Source organism: Nodularia chucula CCY0103 (assembly GCF_963923915.1).
GTDB classification, from domain to species: Bacteria; Cyanobacteriota; Cyanobacteriia; order Cyanobacteriales; family Nostocaceae; genus Nodularia; species Nodularia chucula.
In genome coordinates this window covers 18,587-45,572 of the sequence record NZ_CAWUOL010000005.1, presented here as the reverse complement: position 1 = coordinate 45,572, position 26,986 = coordinate 18,587, and the positions used below count along the sequence as shown (strand labels likewise).

Here is a 26,986-nt window from a genome sequence, read left to right as displayed (position 1 = left end):
ATGCCTAGTCCCCAATCCCCAGTCCCCAATCCCCAGTCCCCAGTCCCCAATCCCCAGTCCCCAGTCCCCAGTCCCCAGTCCCCCAGAAAACCTGAGCAACTTTTTATCTGTGCGTAGAATATGACAGCAGCTATGGCAAGATAACTGCAATTCACAAAATTGGGAAACTAGCGTAACAAAATGAAACCAGTGCGATCGCTGCTGACAGTTTTCGGTAGCCGTAAAATGGCGGCTTTAACATTCATCGGTTTTTCGTCCGGTTTGCCCTTATTCTTAACCAGTAGAACCCTGCAAGCTTGGATGACTGTGGAAGGAGTAGATTTAGGTGCTATAGGCTTATTAAGCCTTGTGGGTCTACCCTACTCCTTAAAATTTATCTGGTCGCCTTTCATAGACAGGTTTACAATCCCAATTTTAGGTAGACGAAGAGGCTGGTTAATTACACTGCAAATTGGTTTATTGATTGCGATCGCCCTCATGGCTTTCCAACAACCGAAACAAGCATTACAATTATTAGCAGTTAATGCAGTAGCGATCGCCTTTTTAGCCGCTAGTCAAGATATCGTTGCTGATGCTTACCGCACCGACGTTCTGGAAGAATTAGAATTAGGAGCCGGTGCAGCCGTTTTCGTCTTAGGTTATCGGATAGCACTATTATTCACAGGTTCTCTAGCATTAATCCTCGCCGATATCATGCCCTGGTCATTCGTTTACCTATTCATGGCTTTAGGTATGGTAATTGGCATTATTGCCACCTTATTTGCCCCAGAACCCAAAGAAATCAGTCCACCAGAATCCTTAGCTGCGGCCGTAATTCTACCCTTTGGGGAATTTTTCCAGCGCCAGGGTGTAGTCAAAGCTCTTTTAATCCTGGTGTTTATCCTCCTGTATAAATTGGGCGATGCCTTTATCAACAATATGGCCACACCCTTTTTATTGCAAACAGGATTCACCCAAACCGATATCGGCGCAATTCAAGGGGGAATGGGGCTAATCGCTACCATCGTTGGTACTCTTTCCGGGGGCGTGATTTTGAGTAAAATTGGACTCAATCGCTCACTTTGGTTATTTGGCGGTTTGCAAGCAGTCAGTAACTTAGCTTATTATGTTCTCTCTAACCTCGGTCAAAACTACCAGGCTTTAGTTTTAACCATCAACATCGAAAACTTTTGTGGCGGGTTAGGCACAGCAGCCTTTGTGGCCTTCTTGATGAATATGTGTAACCAGCGCTTTTCTGCCACTCAATATGCTTTATTATCCAGTTTTATGGCTGTTAGTCGTGATATTCTAGTTGCGCCATCAGGGATTTTAGCAGAAAGAACCGGTTGGCCGTTATTTTTCATTATTAGTATGGTCGCTGCTATCCCAGGACTACTTCTATTACCATTCTTTGCCCCTTGGAACCCTAAACCAGTGGCAATATCCAGACCAGGACTAGAGGAAGACGACGAGGATTTATGGGGAACCAAGTAGTTATTATTGTCGGCACATTTATTCTCTTAATCACCGGCTTGTTGCTCGGCTATGTTCTCACCCAGTTAGTTTTAGGATTTCTAGCGTTTAACCTCCTAACTATCTTGGGAACATTGAGCCTATTCGTGATTTTTGGTACACTCTATTACGTTTTGTTTTGGCAGCTAAAACGAGAACAATCTCCAGTAGTACGACCACAGAGACCAGAGCAAGCCCGAACAATAATAACTGAAGCAACACCTGAGGCAATACCTGATGATGATTTGAAAAACAAATTAATTGCCAAGTTAGGAGGTGATATTGCCGCAGCCGAACGTTTAATTGAACAGGCTAAGGTAAACTATCCGCAAATGCCAGAAATTTGGTATTACGAGCGAGTAATTGATGATTTGGAACGGGATCAACGCTAATCATCCTCAAAAGCAGGTAGAATATGTCAAGTAAAGTTCACAAATCTTCAGCTAGATTCTCCAAAAAGCAGCCCTATCCGATTTTAATTAAATTATGACCATAATTCGTCAATACATTGCCCCATTGCTGGCGGTGTTAGTATTTTCTTTAGCTCTCGTGGCAGTCAGCGCCCGCATTTTTTTACCCTCAGATATGGCAGCACCCGCACCCATTGAAGAAAATGGCGAAATAGGACGCTGGGAAACTGGTGAGTCACAATTCTTTGTCCTGGCACAACCATCTGTGGTTGATTTATCTTGAGTGTAGCAAAATAGCCCTGGAAATTGAGTTTGTCTGAGTCACTGCTACCCGATTACTATATACGTCCTGGTTCTACACTAGAGCAATCGCTGCTAGTTAAATTTATGCAGCAAACTTACCAGGAACTATTTCCCCAGCAAGATTTTACACATTTAGTGGCAACAGTGGAACAATATTTATCCCCACATACACCCTTGTGGTGGGTAGATTATTTGGGTGCAGGTGCTTCTCCCCAACTTCCCATTGGTTGTGTTTGGGTAGGAAATGCCATAGATCAAGTCCAGGGCGATCGCCATGCTCACATTTTCCTGCTTTACGTCGTCCCAGAACATCGGCGGCGAGGAGTAGGTACAGCTGTGATCAAATATGTCGAAAATTGGGCAGTTCAAAGAGGCGATCGCCAAATCGGTTTACAAGTTTTTCCATCTAACCCCACCGCCTTAAATCTTTATAATCACTTAGGTTATCAAACCCAATCCCTCTGGATGCTAAAATCACTTCATAACCATAAATAAGCTCATATAGCTGGGGACTGCGGACTCCGGACTGGGGAATGAATTAAGATCCGAATGATGTCTCGGTTTTATCATCCGTTTATGTCCTAAATTTCTTGGCGGTTGTTATATATCAATTATTTACGCCCTCAGATAAACGATTAATTAGGTTCAACTAAAACCTACTAGCGCATTTAAATTCAATATGTATGACGAAGAAGAACTAAACTTACTTGATAGCGAAGTAGAGCTAGAAAGTCCCCTAGATCACATGGAGCTACTGGATGCGACTTCTGAACTGCCCAAGCCCGATCCAGAAGAGATGCTGGCTCTGTTAGAAAATCATCAACCCCAGCAACGAATGTTAGCAGCTCGTGCTTTTTGTGATCTTCAAGAGCCACGAGCTACACCCCATTTAATTCGCCTCTTAACTGATACCTGTCCCCTTGTACGAGTCAGTGCAGCCTATGGTATTGGACGCAATCCCAGCCCAGAAGCCGTGGAACCGTTAATTATTCAACTTGACAAAGACTGGAATGGCTATGTGCGTAAAGGAGTAGTTTGGGCTTTAGGAAACTGCCGCGATCGCCGTTCTCTAGCCCCCCTAGCCAATGCTTTAAGAACAGATATATCCGCAGTCCGTTTATGGTCTGCTAGTGCCTTAGCGCAGATGACAGACGTAGGTTATGAAACAGTTGTAGGAGCCATCCCTCCCCTAATTGAAGCCTTAGTCCAAGATCCAGTAGCAGCCGTCCGCAGTAACAGCGCTTGGACAATTGGCCAATTATGCCGAGAATTGCCATCTAACATAGTTTATGCCACAGCCATTGATGCCCTGATTCAAGCCTTTGCCGAAGACCAGGATTTGGGAGTCCGGGAAGACGCTAAAGCCTCCCTCTTAGGCGTAGGTGATCCTCGTGGTTTACAGTTGATTGAAACCCTAGAACAAGAAGGATGGTTTTCTTAACTAACTTTACCCACAGAGTTACACAGATAAACTGATACTATTCCAGAAAAAATTTTCTAATTCAGCAGCTGGTAATGGACGACTGAATAAAAATCCCTGCATAGCATCACATTTATTTTGGCGTAAAAAAGATAGTTCAAATTCTGTTTCTACACCCTCAGCAATTACCTGTAAGTTGAGATTATGCGCCATTTGTATTAATGCCTTAGTAATCGCAGATTTCTGAGAGTCATTATCTACATTATGAATAAAGTAACGATCAATTTTTAATGTATCAATTGGTAAATTCTTCAGGTAAATTAAGGAAGAGTAGCCTGTACCAAAATCATCAACAGCAATGCCTACACCCAAATTATGTAACTGATTCATAATAGCGATCGCACTATTAGCATTTTGGATAATCATGCTTTCAGTCAGTTCTACTTCTAAAAACCTTGGATCTAAGTTATTTATCTCCAGAAATTCATTTAACTTTCTGAAAAAATTGGGATGATTAAATTCCAAGACTGATATATTGACAGCAACTTTCAAAGATTTGCCAGTCATATCTTTCCAGACTCTAATCTGTTGACATACAGTCTCTAACACCCATGTATCAATAGCAGTAATCAAACCTGTAGACTCTGCAACAGGAATAAATTCCCCTGGAGAAACCTCACCCAATTCCGGACTATTCCACCGCAATAAAGCTTCTGCGGCCATCATTTTTCCAGAATCAATATCAACAATAGGTTGATAATAAACTTCAAATTCATGAAACTTTTTTTGGTGAATAACTCGGTGTAGATTCATTTCCAGCAACTGCATCTTGGGAGTAAATGTTTGAGTTGCAGGTTGATTAGATCCAGATAAATACATTTTTAATGTAGCTTGTCTGTTTAAGCGATTCATAATCGCCCTTAACAGTTCCGTGCGAGTAAATGGCTTTGTGAGATAATCATCCGCACCCATATCCATACCCTGACGAAAATCAGACTTAGCCGATTTCGCAGTCAAAAAAATAAACGGAATTGTTGCAGTCAAAGGTTCTTCACGTATTGCTGTTAGCACACCTAAACCGTCAATTTCTGGCATCATCATATCGCACAAAATTAGATCAGGTTTGAAAGATGTTGACAAATGGATGCCAACTTTGCCATTCTCAGCCGTCATCGTCTCAAAATTCTCAGCCCTTAATAAATCTAAGAGATTTTCACGAACTGATTCTTCATCTTCAATAACCAATATTTTCGTCATTTATTTCCTCAGTTTTTATCTGATAATTTAATGGCAACTTCACAGTAAATACCGTACTTACACCCTGAGTGCTGGTGACAGAGATTTTACCTTGATGTAAATCTACGCATTTTTTCACAATTGTCAAACCTAAACCAGTTCCCATAATATTGCCCACATTCTTAGCCCGATGAAAAGATTCAAATAACCTGGGTAAGTCTTCTTCTGGAATACCAATTCCTTGATCGTGAATTTGGAAGATTGCTTCTTCATCCTCACAACTGAGGTTGAATTTAACTGTGCTGTTATTAGGGGAATATTTGATAGCATTGCAAAGTAAATTATTGAGAATATGTTCTAATAATTTACGATCCATACAGCATGAAATAGATTCATGTTGACTAGTAAAATCAATTACGCACATATTACTATTATTCGTCTGTACTTCCGACAATAAATAACGAGAATATTCCACCAAATCGAAACAGCTAGGGTGATAATCTAGTTTTCCCGCTTCTGTCTTGCCAATTATTAAAATATCATTTAGCATTTCTGTCATCCGCTTCACAGCAGCTTGAATCCGATGTAAATGAATTAGTTGTTTTTCTGCTGTCCATTGGTGGCGATAATGTTCTAGTAATTCCGCAGAAGAAAGAATCGTACTCAAAGGCGTGCGAAATTCATGGGAAGTCATGGAAACAAAACGAGATTTCAGTTCATTTAGTTCCTTTTCCTTTTCTAAAGCTACTTTCAGTTCTTGTTCTAATTGTTTAATTTCGGTGATATCTGCCAAGTAACCCACAACTTCTAATGGATTACCTCCTTGATCCCGTACTAGCTTACCTTTGTCATGCAGCCACCGATAAATGCCATCTGTATGTAAAAAGCGATATTCCAAAGTATAGTGTTTTTTCTGCATTACCTGGGAAAGTGCAGACAGTACATAAGATAAGTCTTCTGGGTGGATACGACTCATCCACAGGCGAGAATTTTCGGTAATTTCCCTAGCTTGATAGCCGGTAATAGCAGTAATATTTTCACTAACAAAAGTAAAATTAAAATCTTTAGTGCTGGAAGTATAGATGACAGCCAGACTAGATGAAAGTAAATATTGCAGACGTTTTTGGCTGACTAGTAAAGCCGTTTCTGCCTGCTTGCGCTCAGTTATATTGGTTTGAATAGCAATGTAGTGAGTCAGTTTCTCCGCCACATCATAAACTGGCGAAATATTTAACTCATTCCACAATAACCTACCATCTTTATGATAATTCTGGAGAATCACAGTGCAGTCTCTTCCTGCTGCCATTGCAACGGACAGTTCCGCTATGGCAGATTGATTACCATCAGCACTTTGAAATGAACAAAAGCTTTTACCAATCACCTCTGCCGGACTATAGCCTGTGATAGTCTCAAAGGCAGGATTTACATAGATAATCGGTATGTGAGGAAGAGTACCATCGGCAATAATAATCCCATTACTACTGGCAGCGATCGCCCGATTCCGTAATCTTAAACTTTCTTCTGTGTGTTTGCGTTGAGTAATATCTGTATGAATGCAGATTGTACCCATAAATTTACCCGTAGTATCTTTAATGCCATCAGAACGCAGATAAACTTGCATGATGCGATCGCTAGCAGTGCGGATAGTTACCTCACCACGCCAAGACTGATACTTTTGAAAATGAGTAGAGAATTTTTGATAAGCTGCTTGATCGTGAAAAATTACTTGACATCCACCAGCTGTTTCTAATTGCTCCAAAGTATATTCATACTGTTCCACAAAAGCCGGGTTGACATAGATAACTTTACCGTTAATGTCGCTAATCATAATGGCATCACTGATGCTTTCTATAGCTTTGCGAAAGCGTAGTAGTGATTCCTCTGCTAACTTCCGTTGGGTAATATCGGTAGAAATACCACCCACGCCATAGGAAGTGCCATCAGCATCTTTTAAAGGAAACTTAATAGACAAGTAGGTGTGCAAACCATCCTCTTGAGGAACCACTTCTTCCGTAGTGATAGCCACCCCATTGATCATGACTTCATGGTTATTCAGAGCAAAGTCATTGGCAAAATCAGCAGGCCAAAGTTCATGTATGCTTTTGCCAACAATTTCCTCTGAACTTAGGTTCAATAGCTGTTGATACTTGCGGTTGGCTAGGAGGTTATTACCATCAGGATCAGTCAGATAAATCACCGCCGGAGAATTATCTAAAATTGCTTGTAGCTGTTGTTCCGTTTGCCTCAGAGCAACTTCTGTAGATACACGATCATCAATATCAGTATTAGTCCCAAACCATTCTACAATCATACCCTGTGGATCGCGCATTGGCACAGCCCGGATTAAATGCCAACGATAGGTTTGATCACTAGCTCGCAGACAACGAAATTCCACTTCATGAGGGGTTCCCTCTGCCAAAGATTTCCGCCAGCCAGATAGAGTTCTTGGCAAATCATCAGGATGTATCCCTTGCTGCCATTTTATCCCTAAAACTTCTTCAGCACTGCAACCAAAATAATCAACCACCCGTTGATTAACATACTCCAATTCCCCTTCAAAATTAGCAATCCATACTTGTTGTGGGATAGATTCTGCCAAAAACCGAAACCTTTCTTGGCTCTCCTCTCGTTCAATAATTTCTGATCCTAGCTGCTGATTGATTTGAGTTAGAGCAATAGTTCTTTCTCTCACACGCCTTTCTAGTTCTTGGTTAAGTTTGGTTAGAGCTGCTTGGACTTGTTTTAATTCGGTAATATCTTCAGCAATGCCGGCAAAACGATAAAGTTGTCCTTGTTCATTATTGACAGGAAAGGTTTTAGCACAAATCCAACGCAATTCACCACTAGGGCGATGAATAGGAAATTCTCCGGTAAAATTCTGCCCTGATAATAAACCATCGACAACATTTATGTAGTGATCTCGATCTGAGGGATGAATAGAATCCAGTAGATTTTTGCGGAAATTGTCAGTAATTCCAGCAGAAGTTCTGCCCCAAATTGTTTCATAAGCCGGACTTATATAATATAGTTTCTCCTGATAAGCATCGCGCAGAAAAAAGACTTGAGGAATATTTTCTGTGACTTGGCGAAATAACTCTTCACTGCGGCGAATTTCTGATTCTTTTTGTTTATAATCGCTGATATTTCTTTGTATAGATACAAAATGAGTAATTTCGCCTTCTGAATCTAGAATTGGGACTATGTTAACGTCAACCCAGTAAGTAGCACCGTCTTTATGGTAGTTAATTAATTCTGTCCTGATTGATAAACCCTCTTGCAGTGCAGTCCGAATTTGCTTGAGTTGCGTTTGAGAAGTTAGTACACCTTGAAGAATACGTGGTGTTTTCCCAATTACTTCACCGGGGGTATAACCAGTCATCTTGGTAAACCCTGGATTAACATAAACAATTAGAGGCCCATCAGGTTCATCTAAACTATCAGCCGTAGTAATTAAGATAGCATCATTGGCATTGACTACTGCTGACTCTAGCAAGCGTAACTTTTCTAGAGGAGTTTGTGAATTTTCTGTTAGTTTTTCCTTGGTTGTTTTTGCTAAAGCTTGACAAATACTATTGGGAGTTATACTACCTACCAGTTGACCATATCCATCTACAACTGGCACAATCTCCCATAGATGCTGGTGCAACAGTGTAAGTACAGTTAATATACTGTCAAATTCCTCCAATTTCAACGTAACTTCTACAGGTTGCATAACTTGAGAAATTGTGGTTTTTTTTAAATCAACCCCTGAAACTAAAATCTGGATGACATCTTTAGGTGTTAAATACCCTACTACTTGTGACTGTGAAAGTACCAGAATAGTAACGCCATGATTCGCCATCAGCGACATAGCCTCTGATAATGATTTTTCTATATCTATGGTGATTGGAGAAAAATTAATAATAGACTTTAAACATCTTAGCCAGGGAAGCTGAGGTGAGGGTTGCATATAACAGTTTTGAATGGAAAAATAATTATAGATGATTATTCATTTATCATCTAATATACTCAGTAATTGCCTCCGAAATATAACTGATATTTGCTAACTCAAGCATCACTAGTTAAGAGGTTGTTTGATAAATTTTTACCGGTAAGTTTTATCACATTTTTACCCACCTTAATCCCCCCTTACCAAGCCAGGGCTGATTCATTAGCTTGTGTTGGAGATTTGTCAAGGGTATAATCTCACGCAAAGGCGCAAAGACGCAAATAAAAATTAGGTATTTCGGGCTGAAGATACCAAAATTTGTTGTCCTAATTGTGGATTTTCCCTCAATTTTTATCTCTTTGACCCTTGCAATTTTACCTGTTTTAGGGAACGAAACAGCCCTGCCTTACCAAGGGGGGGAAACAAGAAAATCCAGTTCCCTCTCCTTTGCAAGGGGAGGGTTAGGGAGGGGTAAAACAATATTTGATACATTAATCATCACTTTTCAAACACCCTCTAAGAAATACAAGTATTGATTAGTTCCTCAATACCAGAGATAGGGAAAATTTTGGTGTTCAGCTTTGTAGCTACTTCTGCAACAGTCATATCATCTAAAAATACTAATTCTCCATGTTTAAGCATAATTTGTGGTAGTAAAATTCCCTTGCCCAAATCTTGATCTTGAAGATTTAAAAGTAAGTCATGACCTGTGATTAAGCCAGTTACACTAATTTTTTGCCCCCAATAATTACTAGATAAAGCCTGCATATTAATTTCTAAATTTTCTACAGCATTTAATTGTTTTAGTATCGGTTGAAAGGCTTTTTCTACAGCATTGCCTACTACCCAAGTGAGTTTTTGGGGCTGATCAATTTTTGGCGGTAATAATTCTGCGGCTGTAGATGTAAATTGTTTAATAAATAAACGAATAGAACCTACACCGTTATCGATTTGGGGATATTCTTCATATTCTGCTTCACTGGGTAATTCTTCACCGGCAATTAAAAACCACTCATCGGCTAACCAAGCAAAGCCGGAACCAAATTTTTGGCGAAATTTTTGGGAGATGGTTTGTACTTGAGAAATCACTTCTTGGGCTTTTTCTCTGGTGACAGGAATCAGTTCATCTTCTTGGGGGCGAAACCGTGTTAATCCGACGGGGACGACAGCTACTGATGCGACAGCCGGGATTTCACCAGTATGAAAAGAGGCTAAATCCTTGAGGGTTTGTTCCAGGTGTTGACCATCGTTTATACCAGGACACACAACTACTTGGGCATGAATTTGTAGTCTGCGGTCTTGGAACCATTTAATTTGTTTTAAAATTTTTCCTGCACGCTGATTTTTCAGGAGTCTAATTCTAATTTCGGGTTCTGTTGCATGGACGGAAACAAATAGGGGAGAGAGGCGCATTTGTTCAATACGCTGCCATTCTCGTTCTGATAAGTTGGTGAGGGTTAAGTAGGAACCATATAAAAAGCTGAGACGGTAATCATCGTCTTTGAAGTATAAGCTGTCACGCTTACCTGGTGGTTGCTGGTCAATAAAGCAAAATGGACAACGGTTATTACATTGAATTAAGCCATCAAATAGGGCGGTGGCAAATTCTAGCCCTAAGTCTTGGTCGTAATCTTTTTCGATTTCAATATGATGAGTTGTACCGGATCTGTCTAAAACTTCTAGTTCCAGAATTTCATCAGCACAGAGAAATTGATAATCTATTAAATCACGGGGTTGGGTGCTGTTGATACTGACTATGGCATCCCCGACTTCAAAGCCAATTTCGGCGGCGATGGAATCGGGTAATACTTTGGTGATTTGGGCTGGATGGATGGTAGACATGATTGGGGATTGGGGACTGGGGATTTCCGAATGACTAATGATTATTTAACTATTTTTCAAGAAGCCGGTGCTGATTGCACCTAAGATGAGGATACCAAAGGCGAGGCGATACCAAATAAATACCCAGGTGCTTTGGGTTTTGAGAAATTGGATTAAGCCGGCGATCGCCATATAAGAAAATATCCCAGATGAAATTGTCCCGATAATCATGGGAATCATCCCGATGTTACCTACGCCTACTGCTAAAAAATCTTTTAATTCTACTAATCCGGCTAGGGTGATGGCGGGAATACCTAGCAAAAATGAGAATCTGGCGGCTGTTTCTCTTTCTAAACTCATAAATAGTCCTCCGGTGATGGTGGAACCGGAACGAGAGACTCCAGGAATTAAGGCTAAACATTGGGCAAAACCCATCCATAGTCCATCTTTCATGGTGAGATGCTGAAAGTCTCTTTGACGTTTTCCCAGTTTTTCTGCTAATCCCAATAACAGTGACATGAATATAGAGGCGATGGCGATCGCTGTCAGGCTTCTTAAAGGCGAGTTATCGTAATCTGGGATAAATCTTTTAATTAATAATCCAAAGACAACGATTGGGAATGTTCCCAAGGTAATTCCCAGAAACATCTGGAAATCTTGACTGTTATAGTCTTTCTGGGCTATGGCTTTTGTTGTACCTTTGGCAATTTGCGCCATATCATCCCAGAAGTACCACAGCACAGCAACAATACTACCCAGTTGAATAATCGCAGTAAAAGCGACTCCCGGATCACCCCAACCCAGGGCTACAGGGACAACTTTTAAATGGGCTGAACTACTGATGGGGAGAAATTCCGTCATTCCCTGGACAAAGCCTAAAAAAATAGCTTGCAAGATATTCATTTCTTGTTGTACTTCTTCTACACCGGAGTTAGCTTCGGTACTGAAAACTGCGATGGGAAATACTACAACTGAAAAAATAGCAGAGGCTGCACTTAACACTACAAACCCTTGACGTTTGAATAAATCCATTTAAAATTACCTGCGATCGCTTTTACTACAAACAATTACACAAACAGCTGTCTGGGTAACTCTCCAGGAAAAAGTCATTAGGAAGTTACCGTCTTCTCCCCCCTGCCCCCTGCCCCCTGCCTCTTCTCCCCATTCTCGGTAAATTTTAAATGCCCTGGGGGGGGATTTTGAATGTGATATCTTAAATAAGATAAACTTTAGTAACAAATATTAAAAACTTTGATTAATAATACCTTGTCTTCATACACTACTCCCACTACCCCTATTAATACTGATGTACCAGCCAATGAGTTTGGTTCACAGAGCATCAGTAAGTTAGAATCTACACTGGCTTTATCGCCGTCTATTCCCATATCTCCGGCTAGGCGAGAAACTTGGTTAGTATTGGCTGCGGCTGTATTTTTGGTATCAGTACCAGTATTTATAGAAGCGCCATTAGTGCGATCGCTACCAATTCTAAGTATAGCCATAACACCATTTTGGGTGTGGCTGAGTTTTACATTAATGTCCAGTTCCAGGACTTATCTGTGGGGAGATTTACTCTTTGGCTTTAGCTGGAGTTGGCTAGCAGGAGGGATTTACTGGGGTTGGTTACGTTGGGAACCCTTATGGCATTTACCTGTAGAGTCTATCGGTTTGCCCTTTGCAGTTTGGTGTCTCATGAAGAACTGGGGTAAAATAGGCAACTGGTTTTATTTAGGTTCTTTACTGGGTACAGCTTTGACTGATGTCTATTTTTATCTGGTAGATTTGATACCTTATTGGCGGCAAATTATGCAAGTTGAGCCTGCTAATGTGTCACCTATATTACAAACTGCTTTAATACAAGTGCAAACCCCTTGGGGACAAAGATGGGCGGTAATTTTGGCTGTCTTACTGTTAACGACAGGAATTTTGCCTTTACAGACAAAGGAAAAACATTGGTACGCTTTTAGTGGCGCAGTCTTAAGTACAATTTTGGTAGATAGTTTATTCTTAATAGCTGCCTGTGCGGCTTAAAAATTTTGTCAAGATATGTGTAGTATGAAAACCGGCCAAATTAGTATTTGGCTCCCGATTCCATTTGTGTAGATATAGCGATCGCCCAGACAGTTAAGACAAAAACATCTCATGAAACCCTTTCAATGAGGGAGTTTCAACCTATTCACTGTATAAGCGCAGAAAGGGGAAGTATTTCTTGTTCCCTGTTCTCGGCTATAACTTTTTGTAAAAATAAAACCAAACCCAGTAGCAGCAAATATTGCGGGTATTAATACACTGTATATTAGTTTTTGATGACTGCTGTATTTCAGTTTGATGGAAAGAGGGAGAAAAATTATGAAAACATTGGTGCGTTTATTAACAGTATTTAGCCTGTTGCTTGGTAGTTGGGGATGGCTGGGAACTCAGATCGCCACTGCTGCTAATATCAACAGTGTGGGATTTGGACAAGTTTCAGTTTTGGCAATTACACGGCAAAATAGAGCTGATGCCAAGTTAGGCACAGAATTTGGTAAAAAACTTGATTTGAATAATACCAACGTGCGCGCTTTTCAACAGTATCCAGGGATGTACCCCACTTTAGCTAAGAAAATTGTACTTAATGCTCCTTACCAAAACGTTGAGGATGTACTAGAAATTCCGGGATTAAGCGATCGCCAAAAACAACTTTTGCAAAGTAACTTAGATAGCTTCGCTGTCACCGAACAAGAAACAATCTTCAACGCTGGAGATGATCGCTTTAACAACGGTATCTACAGATAACTGTCTAGACAGTTAATGTAATTCAATATAGGAAAAAGCAGCCAGCTTCCCATTGTCGGGAGTGGCCGCTTTTTCTCAAAATGGAAACAAATAAATTACCGAAGAGGTACAGGAAAAGGTGCGTTTTGCCCCCCTGCTCCCCTGCTCCCTGCTCCCTGCTTCTTTTAACCCGCCCTTGCTATCCCAATTAGACTTTGCTGCAAATAGATATTCCGAGCCAATTTGATGTTTTAGTAGTCGGTGCTGGTGCTGCTGGACTATACACAGCACTGTGTCTACCAGAGAAATTGCGAGTCGGCTTAATTACCAAAGAAACCGTGACTCTATCTGCTAGTGATTGGGCGCAAGGAGGTATTGCGGCGGCGATCGATCCAGAAGATTCACCATCATTACATATTGAGGATACATTACAGGCAGGTGCGGGCTTGTGCGATCGCCCAGCCGTAGAGTTCCTAGCCGAAAAAGCTCCTGAGTGTATTCAATCCCTGGTGAACTTAGGAGTAGCTTTTGACCGTCACGGTAAGTCCTTAGCTTTAACATTGGAAGCCGCCCACTCTCGCCATCGGGTTCTCCATACAGCCGATACTACAGGTAGGGAAGTTACCACTACCCTGACAGCCCAAGTATTGCGCCGCCAAAATATTCAAGTCATCCAGCAGGCCCTGGCTTTGAATTTATGGATAGAACCCCAAAGCGGGAGATGTCAAGGAATTAGCCTGTTTTATCAAGGTAAAATCACCCCCATTAAAGCTAAAGCTGTGGTCTTAGCCACTGGTGGCGGTGGTCAAGTATTTGCCCAAACTACTAATCCAGCTGTCAGCACAGGAGATGGGGTAGCGATCGCCTATAGAGCAGGCGCAGTTCTTAGAGATTTAGAATTTGTGCAATTTCACCCCACTTCCCTCACTAAACCCGGTGCAGACCACTTTCTGATTAGTGAAGCTGTCCGGGGGGAAGGCGCACACCTGATTGATGACACAGGAAAGCGTTTCGCCTTTAACTATCATCCAGCCGGTGAACTAGCACCCAGAGATGTAGTCAGTAGAGCCATTTTTAACCATCTTAAACAGACAGCCGTGGATCTAGCCACTGCCCATGTCTGGTTAGATATGCGCCCTATAGCCCCAGAAAAGATTCTGTATCGGTTCCCCAACATTGTCAAAGTTTGTCAACATTGGGGCGTGGATGTCTTCCATCAACCCATTCCCGTAGCCCCAGCAGCCCATTACTGGATGGGTGGGATTGTGGCTGATTTAAGGAATCGCACAAACATTCCTGGTTTATACGCAGTGGGAGAAACCGCCAGTACGGGAGTGCATGGAGCCAATCGTTTAGCCAGTAATTCCTTACTAGAATGTATTGTGTTTGGAGCGCAGATGGCTAATATTGACCTAGCAGATATTACACTATCTTCAGAAGCAATACTGCCATTGCCAGAATTTACAGTTAATGATAGTGAATGGCAAAGGCAAAAAATACAGCTAGAAAAACTGAGAGAAAAATTACCCCGTTTAGTTTGGCAAAGTGCGGGAATTTGTCGAGAACAGTCAGGTTTGACAAATGCGATCGCTACTGTAGAATCTTGGCAAAAAGAATTTGCTACTTTGCCCTTAAGTCAATTCTTACTTAATTTAAATCCCAATCAAGCGGTCAGTTTCCCAATATCAGATATAGAACAGCAATTGCGACTATGGGCAGAAACCCGTAACTTACTGGATGTCGCCTATTTAATTCTCAAAAGTGCCGCCTTTAGAACTGAAAGCCGGGGTGGACACTATCGCTTAGATTATCCTCAATCAGACCCTGATTGGCAAGTTCATACTTTAGTCCAGAAAAAGTCTTCCCAACAGTCTCTGATTTGGAAAAATTAGATATAGCTGGGGAGTGGGGAAGTAGGAAGCAGGGAGCAGCATTGAAACTCCTAACTTCCTTAGCTCTTGCTATAACACGTAATCTCAGTAACTATCTGAAGTATCTGAAATTTCTCGGACCCGTGTAACCAGAAACCTTTGCTAGTTGCTCCAGGTTTTGCACTCCTCCATATAGCTCACCATTAATAATCCAACTGGGGAAGCCTTTGATGTTGGCTGCTTGACACACTTCTGGTTGACCTTTAGGGGTATCAGCAGCGCATTCAATGGGAATATTATTCTCTTCCAAAATATCGTAAGCTTCTTGACCAAAGAGTAGTTTTTGTTCGTGGCAATGAGGACACCAATATGCTACATATTCCTTGGCATCTGTAGTTGCTAAATGCCGAGCTAAGGCAATTTCCGCCTCACCAGAAGTAGTAGTGATTTTCCAACCAAAAGCGGGATCAGGATAGACTTCGGGGGTAAAGCTAATTCTTTGAGATTCTCCAGGAGGTGCATCTGAGATGACACCTGATGGATTCACACCAGAATAGATACCTAAAGTACCGATGAGCGTGACCATCGCCACAATAATTCCCGCAAATAATATTTGTCCGATATCCTCCCAATCACGACCGATAATTGTCAAAACTAAAAGACTGGTAGAGAATAAAGCCGAGCCAATGCAATAAGGACAAAGGGCTTGGATTTCAAATGCCAAAACATACATTAAATAGCCACTAAAAACTGACATGGCGATCGCCCCTAGCAAGAGTAGCCACCAAGTCAAGTTTTCTAGTTTTTGCAGAGTATTTTTGTCACTTGGCTTCCATACCAAAGGCGCAACAGCGAAAATTAACATACCGACATAAGCCAACAAGCCGAATAAAGCCAGTGGCTGACCCCCAAAAATAGGGATAGTTGCCCAAGGACTGGATAGGACATCATTACAGCCCTTACCACCAGCTTCAGCCACACAAGCGGTAGTCCCACCCGTTAACTTTTCGATAGTGAGATAAGCTGTTGTCAAAGCACCAAGTCCAGCGATCGCCCCCATCAATGGACGCGACCATTTATGAATCCAAGGAGTAGAACGACGGCGAATCATAAGCTTTTAATTGGTTATTGGGGACTGGGGATTGGGGACTGGGGATTGGGGACAATCTTTCCTTTTTGCGCCCTACGCCCCGGCTTTTTCCCCTTGCTACTCTAAGAATGTATTTTCATGGGGCGGGAAATAGACTCCATAGCGGGAGTATGACCCAGACTATTTGCGGCTTCTACAAATTGAGCGACGCGAATCGGGTCAATTGGTTGCTCAATCCGACCGTGACGCTTCAGAGAACTGGAAATAATCACACCATTTGCTGCCTGCATCAGTGTAGCAATATTTTCCCAGTTGGCTCCACTACCGATAAACACCGGAGTCCCATTTGCCGCACCACAAGCCAGTTCTAAGTCTTCTAAGTTGGGAGGACTACCCGTAGCCCAGCCAGACAAAATTACGGCATCTGCTAACCCTCTTTCAATAGTATCTTTCACAGCAACAGTGAGATTTGGGGAACCCAATGGCCGGGCGTGCTTCACCAACACATCAGCAAAAATCTTAACATCGCAGCCTAATTCCCGCCGATAGCGGAGTAATTGATGAGCTTCTCCTTCTATTAATCCTTGGTCTGTGGCCATGACTCCTGTGAGAACATTCACCCGAATAAATTGTGCTTGTACGCAGCTGGCGATCGCCATTGCACTTTTGGCATCGTTACGTAAAACATTTAACCCTATGGGCAGTGTCACCAAATTTTGGATTCGTTGTACCACCACAGTCATAGCACTGACAACTGCGGGATCAACTTCGTTTTTGGCAAAAGGCGCATCGAAAAAGTTTTCCACAATAATGCCGTCCACCCCGCCACTGGCCAGGGCTGCTGCTTCTTGTTCCGCACGGTGAATTACCGTTTTGAGATTACCTCCCCAACGGGGCGAGGTGGGCAGTGGAAGTAGATGAACCACGCCAATAATCGGTCTTCGAGTTTTAAATAGCTGATATAAGTCCACGTCTTTCATCCGCTTTGCGGGGTCTAGTGTTCACCAGTCGAGAGTCTAGAAGTTGTTTGACTATTGACTATTGAACGCCAGTCACCTCAAGTCAACCGAACCTGCTGATGACGCTGGCTCCTCTTGACTTTTAACTAACTAGTCAAATGTATTTTCAGTTGGTTGTTTTACTGCCTCTTCCCTAAGATGGAAATTATCGTAAAACCTCCCCTAAGATATGTTAAGATAAAACTTGGCTAGAAGAGGAGTTTGCCACTCACAAAACGCAAGGCAGCTTTCCCTAGTTTAGGCAACTTGTCAGCACATCGTTGTCGGCACATCCTAAACACCAGGGTAGTATTACTGCTTTATTAGGCGTGGTCTCGTAATCCTGAGTCGCCAAAACGACCCAGAGAGCGCGATTTACCTGCGGGTAGCGACTTCTCAAAATCAGCCCTTTGGGCGGCTTCCCGTCGGGTAAATTAACAACACAAGCGCTGCGGTAATGAAAAATACCAACAGACAATTTGTTAAAAAAATATAAGTGTCTCAGGTTATCCAAGACACTAACCTTACCCAGGGAAATAGACTAAATAGTAAAAACCTCATAACATGGCAGAAAAATATCCATGTTATGTATACACAGGCAGTAGCTGGCAGTTAAAACCTGCTATCCTATCCCTGAGTGTGTACAGGTGTATCTCACAAGGAGCAAAATATATATTTGCTGCTTGGTGATTCAGAATACAAAAAACGGAAAATGTTTGCAAAATATGGGTGAAAAGCCAACGATTGCAATTTCGCACTTAGGGTGCGAGAAAAATCGCATTGATACAGAGCATATGCTAGGACTGCTTGTAGAAGCAGGCTATGGTGTAGATACAAATGAAGAGTTAGCCGATTACGTTATAGTTAATACTTGTAGTTTTATAGAAGCAGCAAGACAGGAATCTGTCAGAACTTTAGTAGAACTGGCAGAAGCCAACAAAAAAGTGGTGATCACTGGCTGTATGGCGCAGCACTTTCAAGAACAACTATTGGAAGAGTTGCCTGAAGCAGTAGCATTAGTAGGCACTGGTGATTATCACAAAATTGTTAATGTAATTGAGCGTGTCGAACAAGGAGAACGGGTAAAAGAGGTTAGTCTAGAACCAACCTACATTGCCGATGAAAATACCCCCCGCTATCGGACAACAACTGAAGGGGTTGCTTACCTGCGGGTAGCTGAAGGATGTGATTATCGTTGTGCATTTTGTATTATTCCTTATCTGCGAGGAAACCAGCGATCGCGTACTATTGAATCTATAGTTGCTGAAGCGGAGCAGTTAGCTAGTCAAGGAGTGCAGGAAATTATTTTAATTTCCCAAATCACCACCAATTACGGGTTAGATATCTATGGTAAACCAAAGTTAGCCGAATTACTTCGCGCTTTAGGTCGAGTAGATGTACCCTGGATCAGAATGCACTATGCATATCCCACCGGGCTAACTCCAGATGTCATAGAGGCAATTCAAGAAACTCAAAACGTCTTACCATATCTAGATTTGCCCCTTCAACACTCTCATCCAGATATTCTTCGCTCAATGAATCGTCCCTGGCAAGGACGGGTAAATGATGGGATTATTGAACGCATCAAAGCAGCCCTCCCAAACGCCGTACTCAGGACAACATTTATAGTTGGTTTCCCTGGAGAAACAGCAGAGCATTTTGAGCATCTACTAGAATTCGTCCAGCGTCACGAATTTGATCATGTTGGTGCATTCACCTTTTCACCGGAAGAAGGAACGCCCGCCTATAAGCTAGCCAATCAGTTACCCCAAGAACTGATGGACGAACGCTGGCATAGATTAATGGCGTTGCAAGAGCCGATAGCCGGTAAAAAAAATCAACAGGAAATCGGCAAAATTGTTGATGTCCTGATTGAACAAGAACACCCTGATAGTGGAAAGCTGATCGGTCGCTCAGGCAGATTTTCCCCAGAAGTCGATGGTCAGATATATGTCGATGGCGAGGCAAAATTAGGAACCATCGTGCCAGTAGCAATCCACAGTGCTGATACTTACGACCTTTATGGTGAAGTGGTCAATAGTTACCACAACTAAAGGTAGCAGGGTGAGTCTAACACCATGCAGTGTTGCAACCTGAGAGTCACATCCAGCCTAATAGCGGACTCTCTTGCCTGAAAATTGCTTGTTTCAGACACGCTACGCCAACAGCCTAGCGCTTTCTCTCAAGTGAGAGTTTCAGACACTGGCTGGAAATCTGACAAAGGCCGGAAACTGCCGTCAGATGCACAAATCGAATCGAAAACCAAAAAACAAAATCTAGGAGAATTAATGACACTTTCTTTTCAAGAACTCGGTCTTTCACAAAAACGTGTTGAGCAATTAGAAAATATTGGCTTTACAGCACCTACAAATATTCAAGCTCAAGCCATTCCCCAACTACTAGCAGGTCGGGATGTCGTGGGTCAATCTCAAACCGGAACAGGCAAAACAGCAGCATTTTCTCTGCCAATTTTAGAGCAGATAGATGTCAATCACAAAGCTGTACAAGCGTTAGTATTAGCCCCTACCCGTGAGTTAGCAATTCAAGTTCACGATGCCATCAACCAATTTGTCGGTAACGACGGATTGCGGATTTTGGCAATTTATGGTGGTCAATCTATCGAACGCCAAATGATGCAACTCAAACGTGGTGTTCACATGGTTGTGGGTACACCAGGGCGGATGATTGACTTACTAGATAGAGGCTGTCTCAAACTGGATCAAGTCAAGTGGTTCGTTTTAGATGAAGCCGATGAAATGTTGAGCATGGGCTTTATTGATGACGTGATCAAAATCTTGTCTCAAGCCCCCAAAGAGCGCCAAACAGCGTTATTCTCGGCGACAATGCCCCCATCCATTCGCATGATTGTTAACAAATTCTTGCGAAATCCAGCTACCGTTACCGTTGAGCAACCAAAAGCCTCACCTAACAAAATCAATCAAGTAGCTTATTTGATTCCCCGTCATTGGACAAAAGCCAAAGCGTTACAGCCCATTCTGGAAATGGAAGATCCAGAAACAGCTTTAATCTTTGTGCGTACCAGACGGACAGCAGCAGAACTCACCAATCTACTGCAAGGAGCGGGTCACAGTGTAGACGAATATCACGGTGACTTGTCCCAACAGGCGCGGGAGCGATTATTAACCCGATTCCGGAATCGTCAAGTGCGCTGGGTGGTAGCAACTGATATTGCAGCACGGGGATTAGATGTGGATCTGCTGTCCCATGTAATTAACTTTGACTTACCAGATAGCGCTGAAACCTATGTTCACCGCATTGGTCGTACAGGTCGGGCTGGTAAAGAAGGTACAGCAATTTCCTTAGTACAACCTTTTGAGCGCCGCAAACAGCAGGCATTTGAGCGCCATAATCGCCAAAATTGGCAGTTGCTTTCTATTCCTACACGGGCGCAAATTGAAGCCCGACACATCCAGAAATTGCAAGAACAAGTGAAAGAAGCCTTAACTGGCGAACGCCTAGCTTCATTCTTGCCGATGGTCAGCGAACTGATTGAAGAATATGATGCTCATGCGATCGCCGCAGCTGCATTACAAATTGCTTACGATCAAACTCGTCCTGCTTGGTTGCAGACAGGCGTAGATCCTCAAGATGATGCTCCTTCCACCAAGCCCAAATTGGCCAAGCGTCGTGGTGGTGAATCTTCAGGTGACAGAAACCGTTCCTGGAACAAATCAGACAGCAACGGTAGTACTCCCAAGCCCAAACTGCGGAGCGGTAGTAATCGCCGGGACGCTTCTGTATCATCTTCCAATGCAGGTAGAGATTAAGCTTCTGAGTAAGTAATCATTAGTCATCAGTCATTAGTGATATATAGCGACTAAAGACTCATGACTAATAGCTGTTAACTCAGCCAAAGACGAGTAACTTTTTCTAGTTGCCCTATTTCCTCAGTGTTTAATTTCCAGCCCAAAGCACCTGCATTTTGTTTTACCTGTTCAGGAGTTTTGACCCCAGCAATAGGAATCACATTTCCTTGAGCAATTAACCAATTCAGGGCTACTTGAGCAGGAGTGCGATCGTACTTTTCTCCCAGACTGTTAAGTAAAGAAATTACTGGAGCAATTTTTTGCAACCCTTCTTTACTAAATCGGGGATCAACCTTCCTCGCACCACTGGGAGTTGCAACGCGCTCAGGTGTGTATTTACCTGTAAGCAGTCCTTGTGCTAAGGGACTATAGGCCAAAATAGTCACACCCAATTCACGGGCTGTGGCTAAAATTCCATTACTTTCAATTTGACGGGTTAATAAAGAGTAACGGACTTGGTTCACCGCCAAAGGTATTCCTTTCACCCCTAATATTTGATGCGCTTCCCGCATTTGTGTTGCTGAATAATTACTTACCCCTACTGCGGCAATTCTACCCCGCTTCACTTCATCGGCTAGGGTATTCATCAAAGTTTCTTGACTTAAAAAGAAAGCAAAGGGCCAATGGACTTGATACAGTTCAATTCGCTCTAGCTGTAAACGTTTGAGACTTTCCGTTAAAGCATCAGATACCGATTGACCTGTAAAGCGCCAAGGTAAAGGACCGAACTTCGTGGCAATTTGCACAGATTGTGGGGCTTTTTGGATGAATTGCCCTAATAATTTTTCCGACAGTCCCAAGCCATAAACTTCCGCAGTATCAAAGAAAGTCACACCCGCCTCTAATGCTGCTGTAAAAGCGGCTTCTACCTCTTCTACACCATAGCCATTTCCATAATTCCAAAAAAGTTTATCACCCCAAGCCCAAGTACCAATGCACAGGGGTGTAACACTGGGGCCATGTTGTCCTAATGTGATATTTTTCATGTGACTATATTGATTTTCTTTACATTTCTTTACTTTTATAGTTTAACGCTAGGAATAAAATCGACCAAAATCAGGCAATAAACAGTGTCAATAATAGGGTGTTGGGGGTAGGGGTTAGGGTGTAACCCCCTTCTTTGTTGGTTTGTCTACACCTGTCAGAGACCCTACACTCCGCCCCAACGGGGCTTGGTGAATGAAAAATTTATTTTATCTGGAGAACTCCCTCAATTTCTGGGAGTTGGGTTTATCGTGAGTTAATAGGAAAATTAATCCCATATTCAAAAATAGCTATGGCAAACGGTGAAGTATTTGATTCTCCAACCAACTCCCAGGGGATACCCAAAGTTAATGTACTAACCATGTTTCGGTTAGGCTTATTTCAGATGGGATTAGGCATCATGTCACTGCTGACTCTGGGTGTGCTGAATCGAATTATGATTAAGGAATTAGCACTTCCAGCCACTGTGGTAGCCGGAACTATAGCCATGCACCAATTGGTTGCACCAGCCAGACTGTGGTTTGGTCAAATGTCTGATGCGAAACCATTTTTGGGACATCATCGCACTGGTTACGTTTGCGTGGGTGCGGCTGTATTTGTGACTACATCCTTTTTAGCAGTACAAGCAACGTGGCAATTAGGAGCTAGTTTTTATGCTCAGGGTTGGACATTGCAAACTTATGGTTGGGTGGCTTTGCTAGCAGGAATTTTTGCCTTCTATGGATTGGCGTTAAGTTCTAGTTCTACTCCCTTTGCGGCTTTGTTAGTAGATGTTTCTGATGAAGAGAATCGCTCTCAATTAGTTGGTGTTGTCTGGTCAATGCTAATTGTGGGGATTGTTATGGGTGCAATTATTAGCTCTGTATTATTACCAGCACCAACCCCGGACTCAGATGTTTTAGAAACTACACTCACATCTCTTTACAGTCAACCGGAACAGTTAGCAGCACTGCAAAACTCTATTAATCGCCTATTTTTAATTCTCCCCGCCGTGGTTTTTGGGTTATGTCTATTATCTACATACAAGGTGGAAAAAAAATATTCTCGTTATACCTTGCGCTCCACTGCGGTAGAACGGGAAGATAAAATTACTCTGCAAACTGCTTTGAAGGTACTGACTGCTAGTCGCCAAACGGGTTTATTTTTTAGCTTTTTGTTAGTTCTCACCATCAGTTTGTTTATGCAAGAACCGGTGATTGAACCTTATGGTGGTGAAGTTTTTGGAATGTCTGTGGCAGAAACCACGAGACTCAATGCTTATTCGGGTGTAGGGACACTGATTGGTCTAGGTGGTACAGGATTTTTAGTTGTGCCACGGATAGGTAAACAAAGAACTGCGAAATTGGGCTGTTTTTTGGTAGCATTTTCCTTTGTATTGGTGATTTTATCCGGTTTTACTGCCGATAAAGAACTGCTGCGGGGGGCATTATTTTGTTATGGTCTGACATCTGGTGTGACTACAACCGGGGCGATTAGCTTAATGTTAGATTTAACCGCAGCCGAAACGGCGGGGACTTTTATCGGCGCATGGGGTTTAGCACAGGCAATTTCGCGGGGTGTGGCTACTGTGAGTGGCGGTGCTGTGTTGGATTTGGGGAAAGGGATTTTCTCACAAACAGTTATGGCCTATAGTTTAGTTTTTGCTATCCAAGCCTTGGGAATGCTGCTGGCTGTGTGGTTCCTGAGTCGAGTCAATGTCAGGGAATTTCAAAGCAATGCTAAACAAGCGATCGCATCTATTTTGGAAAATGATTTAGACTAAATCTTGGCTCAAGAACGCTTTTGGGCGAGAATTAAATCATGAATGATTTTTGGACAACAATTCTCGACTTTGCTGAAACTACCACTACCAGAGTGGGAAAGCAGTTGATGCAAGATTTTGGCAAAGTGCAGGCTTCTCAAAAAGCTGACGGTAGTTTAGTCACCCAAGCGGATAAATGGGCAGATCAAGAAATTTGTGATGTGATCGCCTCTCATTTCCCCGATCATGGCATTTTAAGCGAAGAAAATAACAAGGTGTTTCCAGGTACAGAGTGGTGCTGGGTTATCGACCCTTTAGATGGCACTACCAACTTTACAAGGGGTCTGCCCATTTGGTCAATTTCCCTGGGATTACTGTATAAAGGTACACCGATTTTTGGCTACGTTAATGTTCCACCATTAGGGCAAGTTTTTCACGGTTTCTGGGCTGGTTCATCTGGATTAACAACACCTTCAGGGGCTTTTCTCAACCATCACCCCATCCATACCAGTAGTGATGCTCCCAGTAACAATCACTTCTTTAACTTCTGTTCCCGTAGCACTTCTGTGATTCAAACAGGGTTTCCCTGCAAAATGCGGATGCTGGGTGTCGCTAGTTATAATTTTCTCACAGTGGCAAGTGGGGCAACATTAGGTGGAATTGAAGCCACACCCAAGATTTGGGATATAGCCGGGGCTTGGGTAATTGTGCAGGCTGCCGGTGGTAATTGGAAATCTCTCAAAGATCAGCCATTTCCCTTGTTATCAGGTGAAGATTATAGCGATCGCTCTTTCCCCACTTTAGCTGTCAGTCGTCCGGAAATAGTGCCAGTATTTACCCCATTTCTGAAAAACTTAAAAATTTAAGTAGAAATCAGTTTTTTCACTGAATCAAAATGTATTTTATAGCTGGGGAGTAGGGAGTAGGGAGTGGGGAGTGGGGTAAAAGCCTTTCGGTGTCTAACTTTTATGATCAGTTTATCTCCTCATGTGTATGCGTAGTGCTATATATTTCATTGCTTGCAATAAAAAGCATTCCCGAACTGTTGTAGGGACATAATTGTCCCTACGTTATTTATTGCAGATATTGGCATTCAAGGAAGAATTAATCAAAAACCGTTTCATCTTCTTTGCGCCATGCAGGATCAACCATACAAATAAATATCAATGGTTCAACCCCAGAGTTACGAATAAATTGGCGCGCATTGGGGGGAATATACACCGCATCTCCGGGTTCAACTATTCGCGTTTCACCATCAATATGCATTTCTCCCTGGCCACTGAGAATATAATAAACTTCTGAAGTAGTCAGGGAATGGGGTTGAGATGTTTTCCCCACTGGTAAAGTGGCGTGAGCCAAACTATAGCGTAATTCCAGAGCTTGCTTATCCGGATGTAGCAATTCCCGCAGAATAGTATTATCTCCAGCCATAAATTCTGGACAGTCGTTAAGCTTTTGAACTAGCATCAATCTATTTGTGATTTAAAATTTTATACTCCCTATTCTAGTAGAGCATAGGATTGGTCTTTGGTTGATAGTCAGAACAATCAATAGCCTCTTCTGTACTAGCAGTGGATGGGTGTACAGTACATTTTAAACGGTAATTGTTAGTAAAAAATTGGCAGTTAGCACAAGGGATTTGATGCATTTGTTTGGCTGTAGTGACACCATCTTTAGCCGCTACCCAAAGACTCCAAGCCAAGAGAATTATTACAGTCCAAGCAGTGATAAAGCAAATAGGGATTAATAATGGTTGAATCCCCTGAAGAACAAAATTTATCAAATCTAACATGGTAAGTCCTGATAAAAATTGAGAGTTAGAAGTATATTAACTCCTAACTCCTGATTCCTTACTTCCGACTACAGAGGTACAAATTTGAGGTGTGGGAGGTGTGGGAGGTGTGGGAGGTGTGGGGGGAAAGATTGTTACTTTCCAATACCTAATACCCAATCCCTAATCCCCAATCCCCAGTCCCCAATTAAATCCCCGCATGACCGAGGGCGATACCAGCTACAAGCATTCCTAAAACTAGGAACGGTTGAGCGCTGGCTTGATATTTTACATCATTTTTCAGGGGATCACGGAGGAAATACATATCCTGAAAGGTGATTTGGGGGATAATTAACAGTAGCAAAATTGCTGCATAAAGGTTTTCGTGAATAGTGATCAGATAGACTGCAATTAGGGCTTGAAAGACATCAATCATGATGGCGCAGAGCCAAGCTGCCTTGGTGACACCAAACATCACAGGAAATGATTTTAACCCGAACTGGCGATCGCCCTCCACACTCTTAAAATCATTCACAATGGCGATACCCAAACCAGCCAAACTGTAAACCACAGTAATCACCACAATTTTCCAGTTCAGTTCGCCAAACAACGCATGACCAGTACACCAAGGAAAAGCCATATAGCTAGCGCCAAGGGCATAACCGCCTAACCAACCATTTTGTTTCAGCTTTAATGGTGGCGCAGAATAAATGTAGGCAATAAAGGAACCCAAAATAGCAATAGTGGTGATGGTGGGATATTCATTACCAGCCCAAACATCTAGCGCAAAAGCCAGAGCATTTCCCGAAATTAACAATACCCAAATTTGTGTAATCACTTGGGGTAAAGGAATCGCACCAGAAGGAATGGGGCGATAGGGTTCATTTACCGCGTCAATTTCCCGGTCATAGTATTCATTTAAAGTTTGGGTATAACCTGCAAGTAAAGGCCCCGAAAGCAACATACAAGCTGCTGACATCAAGACATTTTCCAGTGTCCAGGTGTAATTACCCGAAGAAGCCGCACCACAGACTACGCCCCAAATCAGGGGAATCCAGGTGATGGGTTTCATCAGTTGCAAACGAATTTTCCAGATAGATTTTTCCCCTGGTGCTGCGCCTTTCATCCCTAGTAACTGGCGAGTCTTGGCGCTGCGATCGCTAACTGCTGTAATTTCCTCGTTGGGTTTCACTGAATCCATAGCCTCAGTTGGCTGAGAATTAGGGTTAATCGGGGTTGATTCTGACATAACACTATGAGTAAGGAGTAGGGAGTCGGGAGTGGGAGGTGTGGGGAGTGTGGGGAGTGTGGGAAGTGTGGGAGATGTGGGAAAACATTGTT

General features: G+C 42.5%; 23 protein-coding genes. 12 read left to right on the top strand and 11 right to left on the bottom strand.

All coding sequences use genetic code 11. The features are described from left to right. Positions 1 to 180: 180 nt before the first annotated feature. The 5 genes from ACM0OP_RS03085 (at position 181) to ACM0OP_RS03065 (ending at position 3,645) form a co-directional block, all read left to right on the top strand. Entirely contained in the window at positions 181 to 1,473 is a 1,293-nt protein-coding gene (locus tag ACM0OP_RS03085) for an AmpG family muropeptide MFS transporter (protein WP_414526912.1), read from the top strand. After that, complete coding sequence (locus ACM0OP_RS03080; protein ID WP_414526911.1) at positions 1,458 to 1,883, top strand: ABC transporter permease; 426 nt, start codon at positions 1,458 to 1,460, stop codon at positions 1,881 to 1,883. The genes ACM0OP_RS03085 and ACM0OP_RS03080 overlap by 16 nt, the downstream gene beginning before the upstream one ends. Positions 1,884 to 1,977: 94 nt before the next feature. Next, on the top strand, positions 1,978 to 2,184 hold the full coding sequence (locus ACM0OP_RS03075; RefSeq protein ID WP_414526910.1) for a hypothetical protein: 207 nt from the start codon (positions 1,978 to 1,980) through the stop codon (positions 2,182 to 2,184). A gap of 104 nt (positions 2,185 to 2,288) precedes the next feature. Further along, entirely contained in the window at positions 2,289 to 2,699 is a 411-nt protein-coding gene (locus ACM0OP_RS03070; protein WP_414526974.1) for a GNAT family N-acetyltransferase, read from the top strand. 184 nt (positions 2,700 to 2,883) lie between these two features. Further along, a complete protein-coding gene (locus ACM0OP_RS03065) occupies positions 2,884 to 3,645 on the top strand; it encodes a HEAT repeat domain-containing protein (protein ID WP_414526909.1) in 762 nt (253 codons plus the stop codon). A gap of 18 nt (positions 3,646 to 3,663) precedes the next feature. On the opposite strand, the gene ACM0OP_RS03060 is transcribed toward ACM0OP_RS03065, so the two are convergent. The 5 genes from ACM0OP_RS03060 to ACM0OP_RS03040 form a co-directional block, all read right to left on the bottom strand. Further along, entirely contained in the window at positions 3,664 to 4,881 is a 1,218-nt protein-coding gene (locus ACM0OP_RS03060) for an EAL domain-containing response regulator (RefSeq protein ID WP_414526908.1), read from the bottom strand. After that, entirely contained in the window at positions 4,859 to 8,809 is a 3,951-nt protein-coding gene (locus tag ACM0OP_RS03055; RefSeq protein ID WP_414526907.1) for a PAS domain S-box protein, read from the bottom strand. The genes ACM0OP_RS03060 and ACM0OP_RS03055 overlap by 23 nt, the downstream gene beginning before the upstream one ends. Positions 8,810 to 9,304: 495 nt before the next feature. Next, positions 9,305 to 10,630 carry a TIGR03279 family radical SAM protein gene (locus tag ACM0OP_RS03050; RefSeq protein WP_414526906.1) on the bottom strand — a complete coding sequence of 442 codons (1,326 nt, stop codon included), beginning with the start codon at positions 10,628 to 10,630 and terminating at the stop codon, positions 9,305 to 9,307. 45 nt (positions 10,631 to 10,675) lie between these two features. Continuing rightward, positions 10,676 to 11,641, bottom strand: coding sequence for an undecaprenyl-diphosphate phosphatase (locus ACM0OP_RS03045; protein WP_414526905.1), 966 nt, complete (start codon positions 11,639 to 11,641; stop codon positions 10,676 to 10,678). 197 nt (positions 11,642 to 11,838) lie between these two features. Next, positions 11,839 to 12,111, bottom strand: coding sequence for a hypothetical protein (locus tag ACM0OP_RS03040; RefSeq protein ID WP_414526975.1), 273 nt, complete (start codon positions 12,109 to 12,111; stop codon positions 11,839 to 11,841). Between ACM0OP_RS03040 and ACM0OP_RS03035 the strand changes: the two genes are divergently transcribed. From ACM0OP_RS03035 to nadB, 3 genes are all read left to right on the top strand, one after another. Beyond that, the gene (locus ACM0OP_RS03035) at positions 11,993 to 12,640 is read left to right on the top strand and encodes a DUF3120 domain-containing protein (protein ID WP_414526973.1); all 648 of its coding nucleotides are present in this window, start codon (positions 11,993 to 11,995) and stop codon (positions 12,638 to 12,640) included. The genes ACM0OP_RS03040 and ACM0OP_RS03035 overlap by 119 nt on opposite strands. Positions 12,641 to 12,958: 318 nt before the next feature. Next, the gene (gene psbU, locus ACM0OP_RS03030; protein WP_414526904.1) at positions 12,959 to 13,384 is read left to right on the top strand and encodes a photosystem II complex extrinsic protein PsbU; all 426 of its coding nucleotides are present in this window, start codon (positions 12,959 to 12,961) and stop codon (positions 13,382 to 13,384) included. Between the two features lie 194 nt (positions 13,385 to 13,578). Continuing rightward, a complete protein-coding gene (gene nadB / locus ACM0OP_RS03025) occupies positions 13,579 to 15,255 on the top strand; it encodes an L-aspartate oxidase (protein ID WP_414526903.1) in 1,677 nt (558 codons plus the stop codon). A gap of 91 nt (positions 15,256 to 15,346) precedes the next feature. Here nadB and ACM0OP_RS03020 read toward each other — a convergent pair whose 3' ends face one another. Both ACM0OP_RS03020 and btpA read right to left on the bottom strand, forming a co-directional pair. Further along, entirely contained in the window at positions 15,347 to 16,345 is a 999-nt protein-coding gene (locus ACM0OP_RS03020) for a vitamin K epoxide reductase family protein (protein ID WP_414526902.1), read from the bottom strand. A 101-nt stretch (positions 16,346 to 16,446) separates the two neighbouring features. Beyond that, a complete protein-coding gene (gene btpA, locus ACM0OP_RS03015) occupies positions 16,447 to 17,295 on the bottom strand; it encodes a photosystem I biogenesis protein BtpA (protein WP_414526972.1) in 849 nt (282 codons plus the stop codon). 752 nt (positions 17,296 to 18,047) lie between these two features. Between btpA and rimO the strand changes: the two genes are divergently transcribed. Both rimO and ACM0OP_RS03005 read left to right on the top strand, forming a co-directional pair. Beyond that, positions 18,048 to 19,376: a 30S ribosomal protein S12 methylthiotransferase RimO gene (rimO, locus tag ACM0OP_RS03010; protein ID WP_414526901.1), complete on the top strand. Its 1,329-nt coding sequence runs from the start codon at positions 18,048 to 18,050 to the stop codon at positions 19,374 to 19,376. Positions 19,377 to 19,610: 234 nt separating this feature from the next. After that, positions 19,611 to 21,110, top strand: a complete 1,500-nt coding sequence (locus ACM0OP_RS03005) for a DEAD/DEAH box helicase (RefSeq protein ID WP_414526971.1) — start codon at positions 19,611 to 19,613, stop codon at positions 21,108 to 21,110. 74 nt (positions 21,111 to 21,184) lie between these two features. Here ACM0OP_RS03005 and ACM0OP_RS03000 read toward each other — a convergent pair whose 3' ends face one another. Continuing rightward, positions 21,185 to 22,135 carry an aldo/keto reductase gene (locus tag ACM0OP_RS03000; protein WP_414526900.1) on the bottom strand — a complete coding sequence of 317 codons (951 nt, stop codon included), beginning with the start codon at positions 22,133 to 22,135 and terminating at the stop codon, positions 21,185 to 21,187. Between the two features lie 290 nt (positions 22,136 to 22,425). On the opposite strand from ACM0OP_RS03000, the gene ACM0OP_RS02995 reads away from it, so the two are divergent. Both ACM0OP_RS02995 and ACM0OP_RS02990 read left to right on the top strand, forming a co-directional pair. Then, on the top strand, positions 22,426 to 23,895 hold the full coding sequence (locus tag ACM0OP_RS02995; RefSeq protein WP_414526899.1) for a BCD family MFS transporter: 1,470 nt from the start codon (positions 22,426 to 22,428) through the stop codon (positions 23,893 to 23,895). A 38-nt stretch (positions 23,896 to 23,933) separates the two neighbouring features. Beyond that, the gene (locus ACM0OP_RS02990; protein WP_414526898.1) at positions 23,934 to 24,740 is read left to right on the top strand and encodes an inositol monophosphatase family protein; all 807 of its coding nucleotides are present in this window, start codon (positions 23,934 to 23,936) and stop codon (positions 24,738 to 24,740) included. A 238-nt stretch (positions 24,741 to 24,978) separates the two neighbouring features. Here the strand turns inward: ACM0OP_RS02990 and ACM0OP_RS02985 are convergent, their stop codons facing one another. The 3 genes from ACM0OP_RS02985 to chlG form a co-directional block, all read right to left on the bottom strand. Next, a complete protein-coding gene (locus ACM0OP_RS02985; RefSeq protein WP_414526897.1) occupies positions 24,979 to 25,341 on the bottom strand; it encodes a cupin domain-containing protein in 363 nt (120 codons plus the stop codon). 37 nt (positions 25,342 to 25,378) lie between these two features. Further along, positions 25,379 to 25,666 (bottom strand): hypothetical protein, encoded by a 288-nt coding sequence (locus ACM0OP_RS02980; RefSeq protein ID WP_414526896.1) that lies wholly within the window; start codon positions 25,664 to 25,666, stop codon positions 25,379 to 25,381. 187 nt (positions 25,667 to 25,853) lie between these two features. Beyond that, positions 25,854 to 26,894, bottom strand: a complete 1,041-nt coding sequence (gene chlG / locus ACM0OP_RS02975) for a chlorophyll synthase ChlG (RefSeq protein ID WP_414526895.1) — start codon at positions 26,892 to 26,894, stop codon at positions 25,854 to 25,856. Positions 26,895 to 26,986 lie beyond the last annotated feature (92 nt).

Coding starts and splice junctions, on each gene's coding strand:
- ACM0OP_RS03085 (WP_414526912.1), top strand. CDS start 181: ATGAAACCAGTGCGATCGCTGCTGACAGTTTTCGGTAGCCGTAAAATG.
- ACM0OP_RS03080 (WP_414526911.1), top strand. CDS start 1,458: ATGGGGAACCAAGTAGTTATTATTGTCGGCACATTTATTCTCTTAATC.
- ACM0OP_RS03075 (WP_414526910.1), top strand. CDS start 1,978: ATGACCATAATTCGTCAATACATTGCCCCATTGCTGGCGGTGTTAGTA.
- ACM0OP_RS03070 (WP_414526974.1), top strand. CDS start 2,289: ATGCAGCAAACTTACCAGGAACTATTTCCCCAGCAAGATTTTACACAT.
- ACM0OP_RS03065 (WP_414526909.1), top strand. CDS start 2,884: ATGTATGACGAAGAAGAACTAAACTTACTTGATAGCGAAGTAGAGCTA.
- ACM0OP_RS03060 (WP_414526908.1), bottom strand. CDS start 4,881: ATGACGAAAATATTGGTTATTGAAGATGAAGAATCAGTTCGTGAAAAT.
- ACM0OP_RS03055 (WP_414526907.1), bottom strand. CDS start 8,809: ATGCAACCCTCACCTCAGCTTCCCTGGCTAAGATGTTTAAAGTCTATT.
- ACM0OP_RS03050 (WP_414526906.1), bottom strand. CDS start 10,630: ATGTCTACCATCCATCCAGCCCAAATCACCAAAGTATTACCCGATTCC.
- ACM0OP_RS03045 (WP_414526905.1), bottom strand. CDS start 11,641: ATGGATTTATTCAAACGTCAAGGGTTTGTAGTGTTAAGTGCAGCCTCT.
- ACM0OP_RS03040 (WP_414526975.1), bottom strand. CDS start 12,111: ATGGCTATACTTAGAATTGGTAGCGATCGCACTAATGGCGCTTCTATA.
- psbU (WP_414526904.1), top strand. CDS start 12,959: ATGAAAACATTGGTGCGTTTATTAACAGTATTTAGCCTGTTGCTTGGT.
- ACM0OP_RS03020 (WP_414526902.1), bottom strand. CDS start 16,345: ATGATTCGCCGTCGTTCTACTCCTTGGATTCATAAATGGTCGCGTCCA.
- rimO (WP_414526901.1), top strand. CDS start 18,048: ATGGGTGAAAAGCCAACGATTGCAATTTCGCACTTAGGGTGCGAGAAA.
- ACM0OP_RS03005 (WP_414526971.1), top strand. CDS start 19,611: ATGACACTTTCTTTTCAAGAACTCGGTCTTTCACAAAAACGTGTTGAG.
- ACM0OP_RS03000 (WP_414526900.1), bottom strand. CDS start 22,135: ATGAAAAATATCACATTAGGACAACATGGCCCCAGTGTTACACCCCTG.
- ACM0OP_RS02995 (WP_414526899.1), top strand. CDS start 22,426: ATGGCAAACGGTGAAGTATTTGATTCTCCAACCAACTCCCAGGGGATA.
- ACM0OP_RS02990 (WP_414526898.1), top strand. CDS start 23,934: ATGAATGATTTTTGGACAACAATTCTCGACTTTGCTGAAACTACCACT.
- ACM0OP_RS02985 (WP_414526897.1), bottom strand. CDS start 25,341: ATGCTAGTTCAAAAGCTTAACGACTGTCCAGAATTTATGGCTGGAGAT.
- ACM0OP_RS02980 (WP_414526896.1), bottom strand. CDS start 25,666: ATGTTAGATTTGATAAATTTTGTTCTTCAGGGGATTCAACCATTATTA.
- chlG (WP_414526895.1), bottom strand. CDS start 26,894: ATGTCAGAATCAACCCCGATTAACCCTAATTCTCAGCCAACTGAGGCT.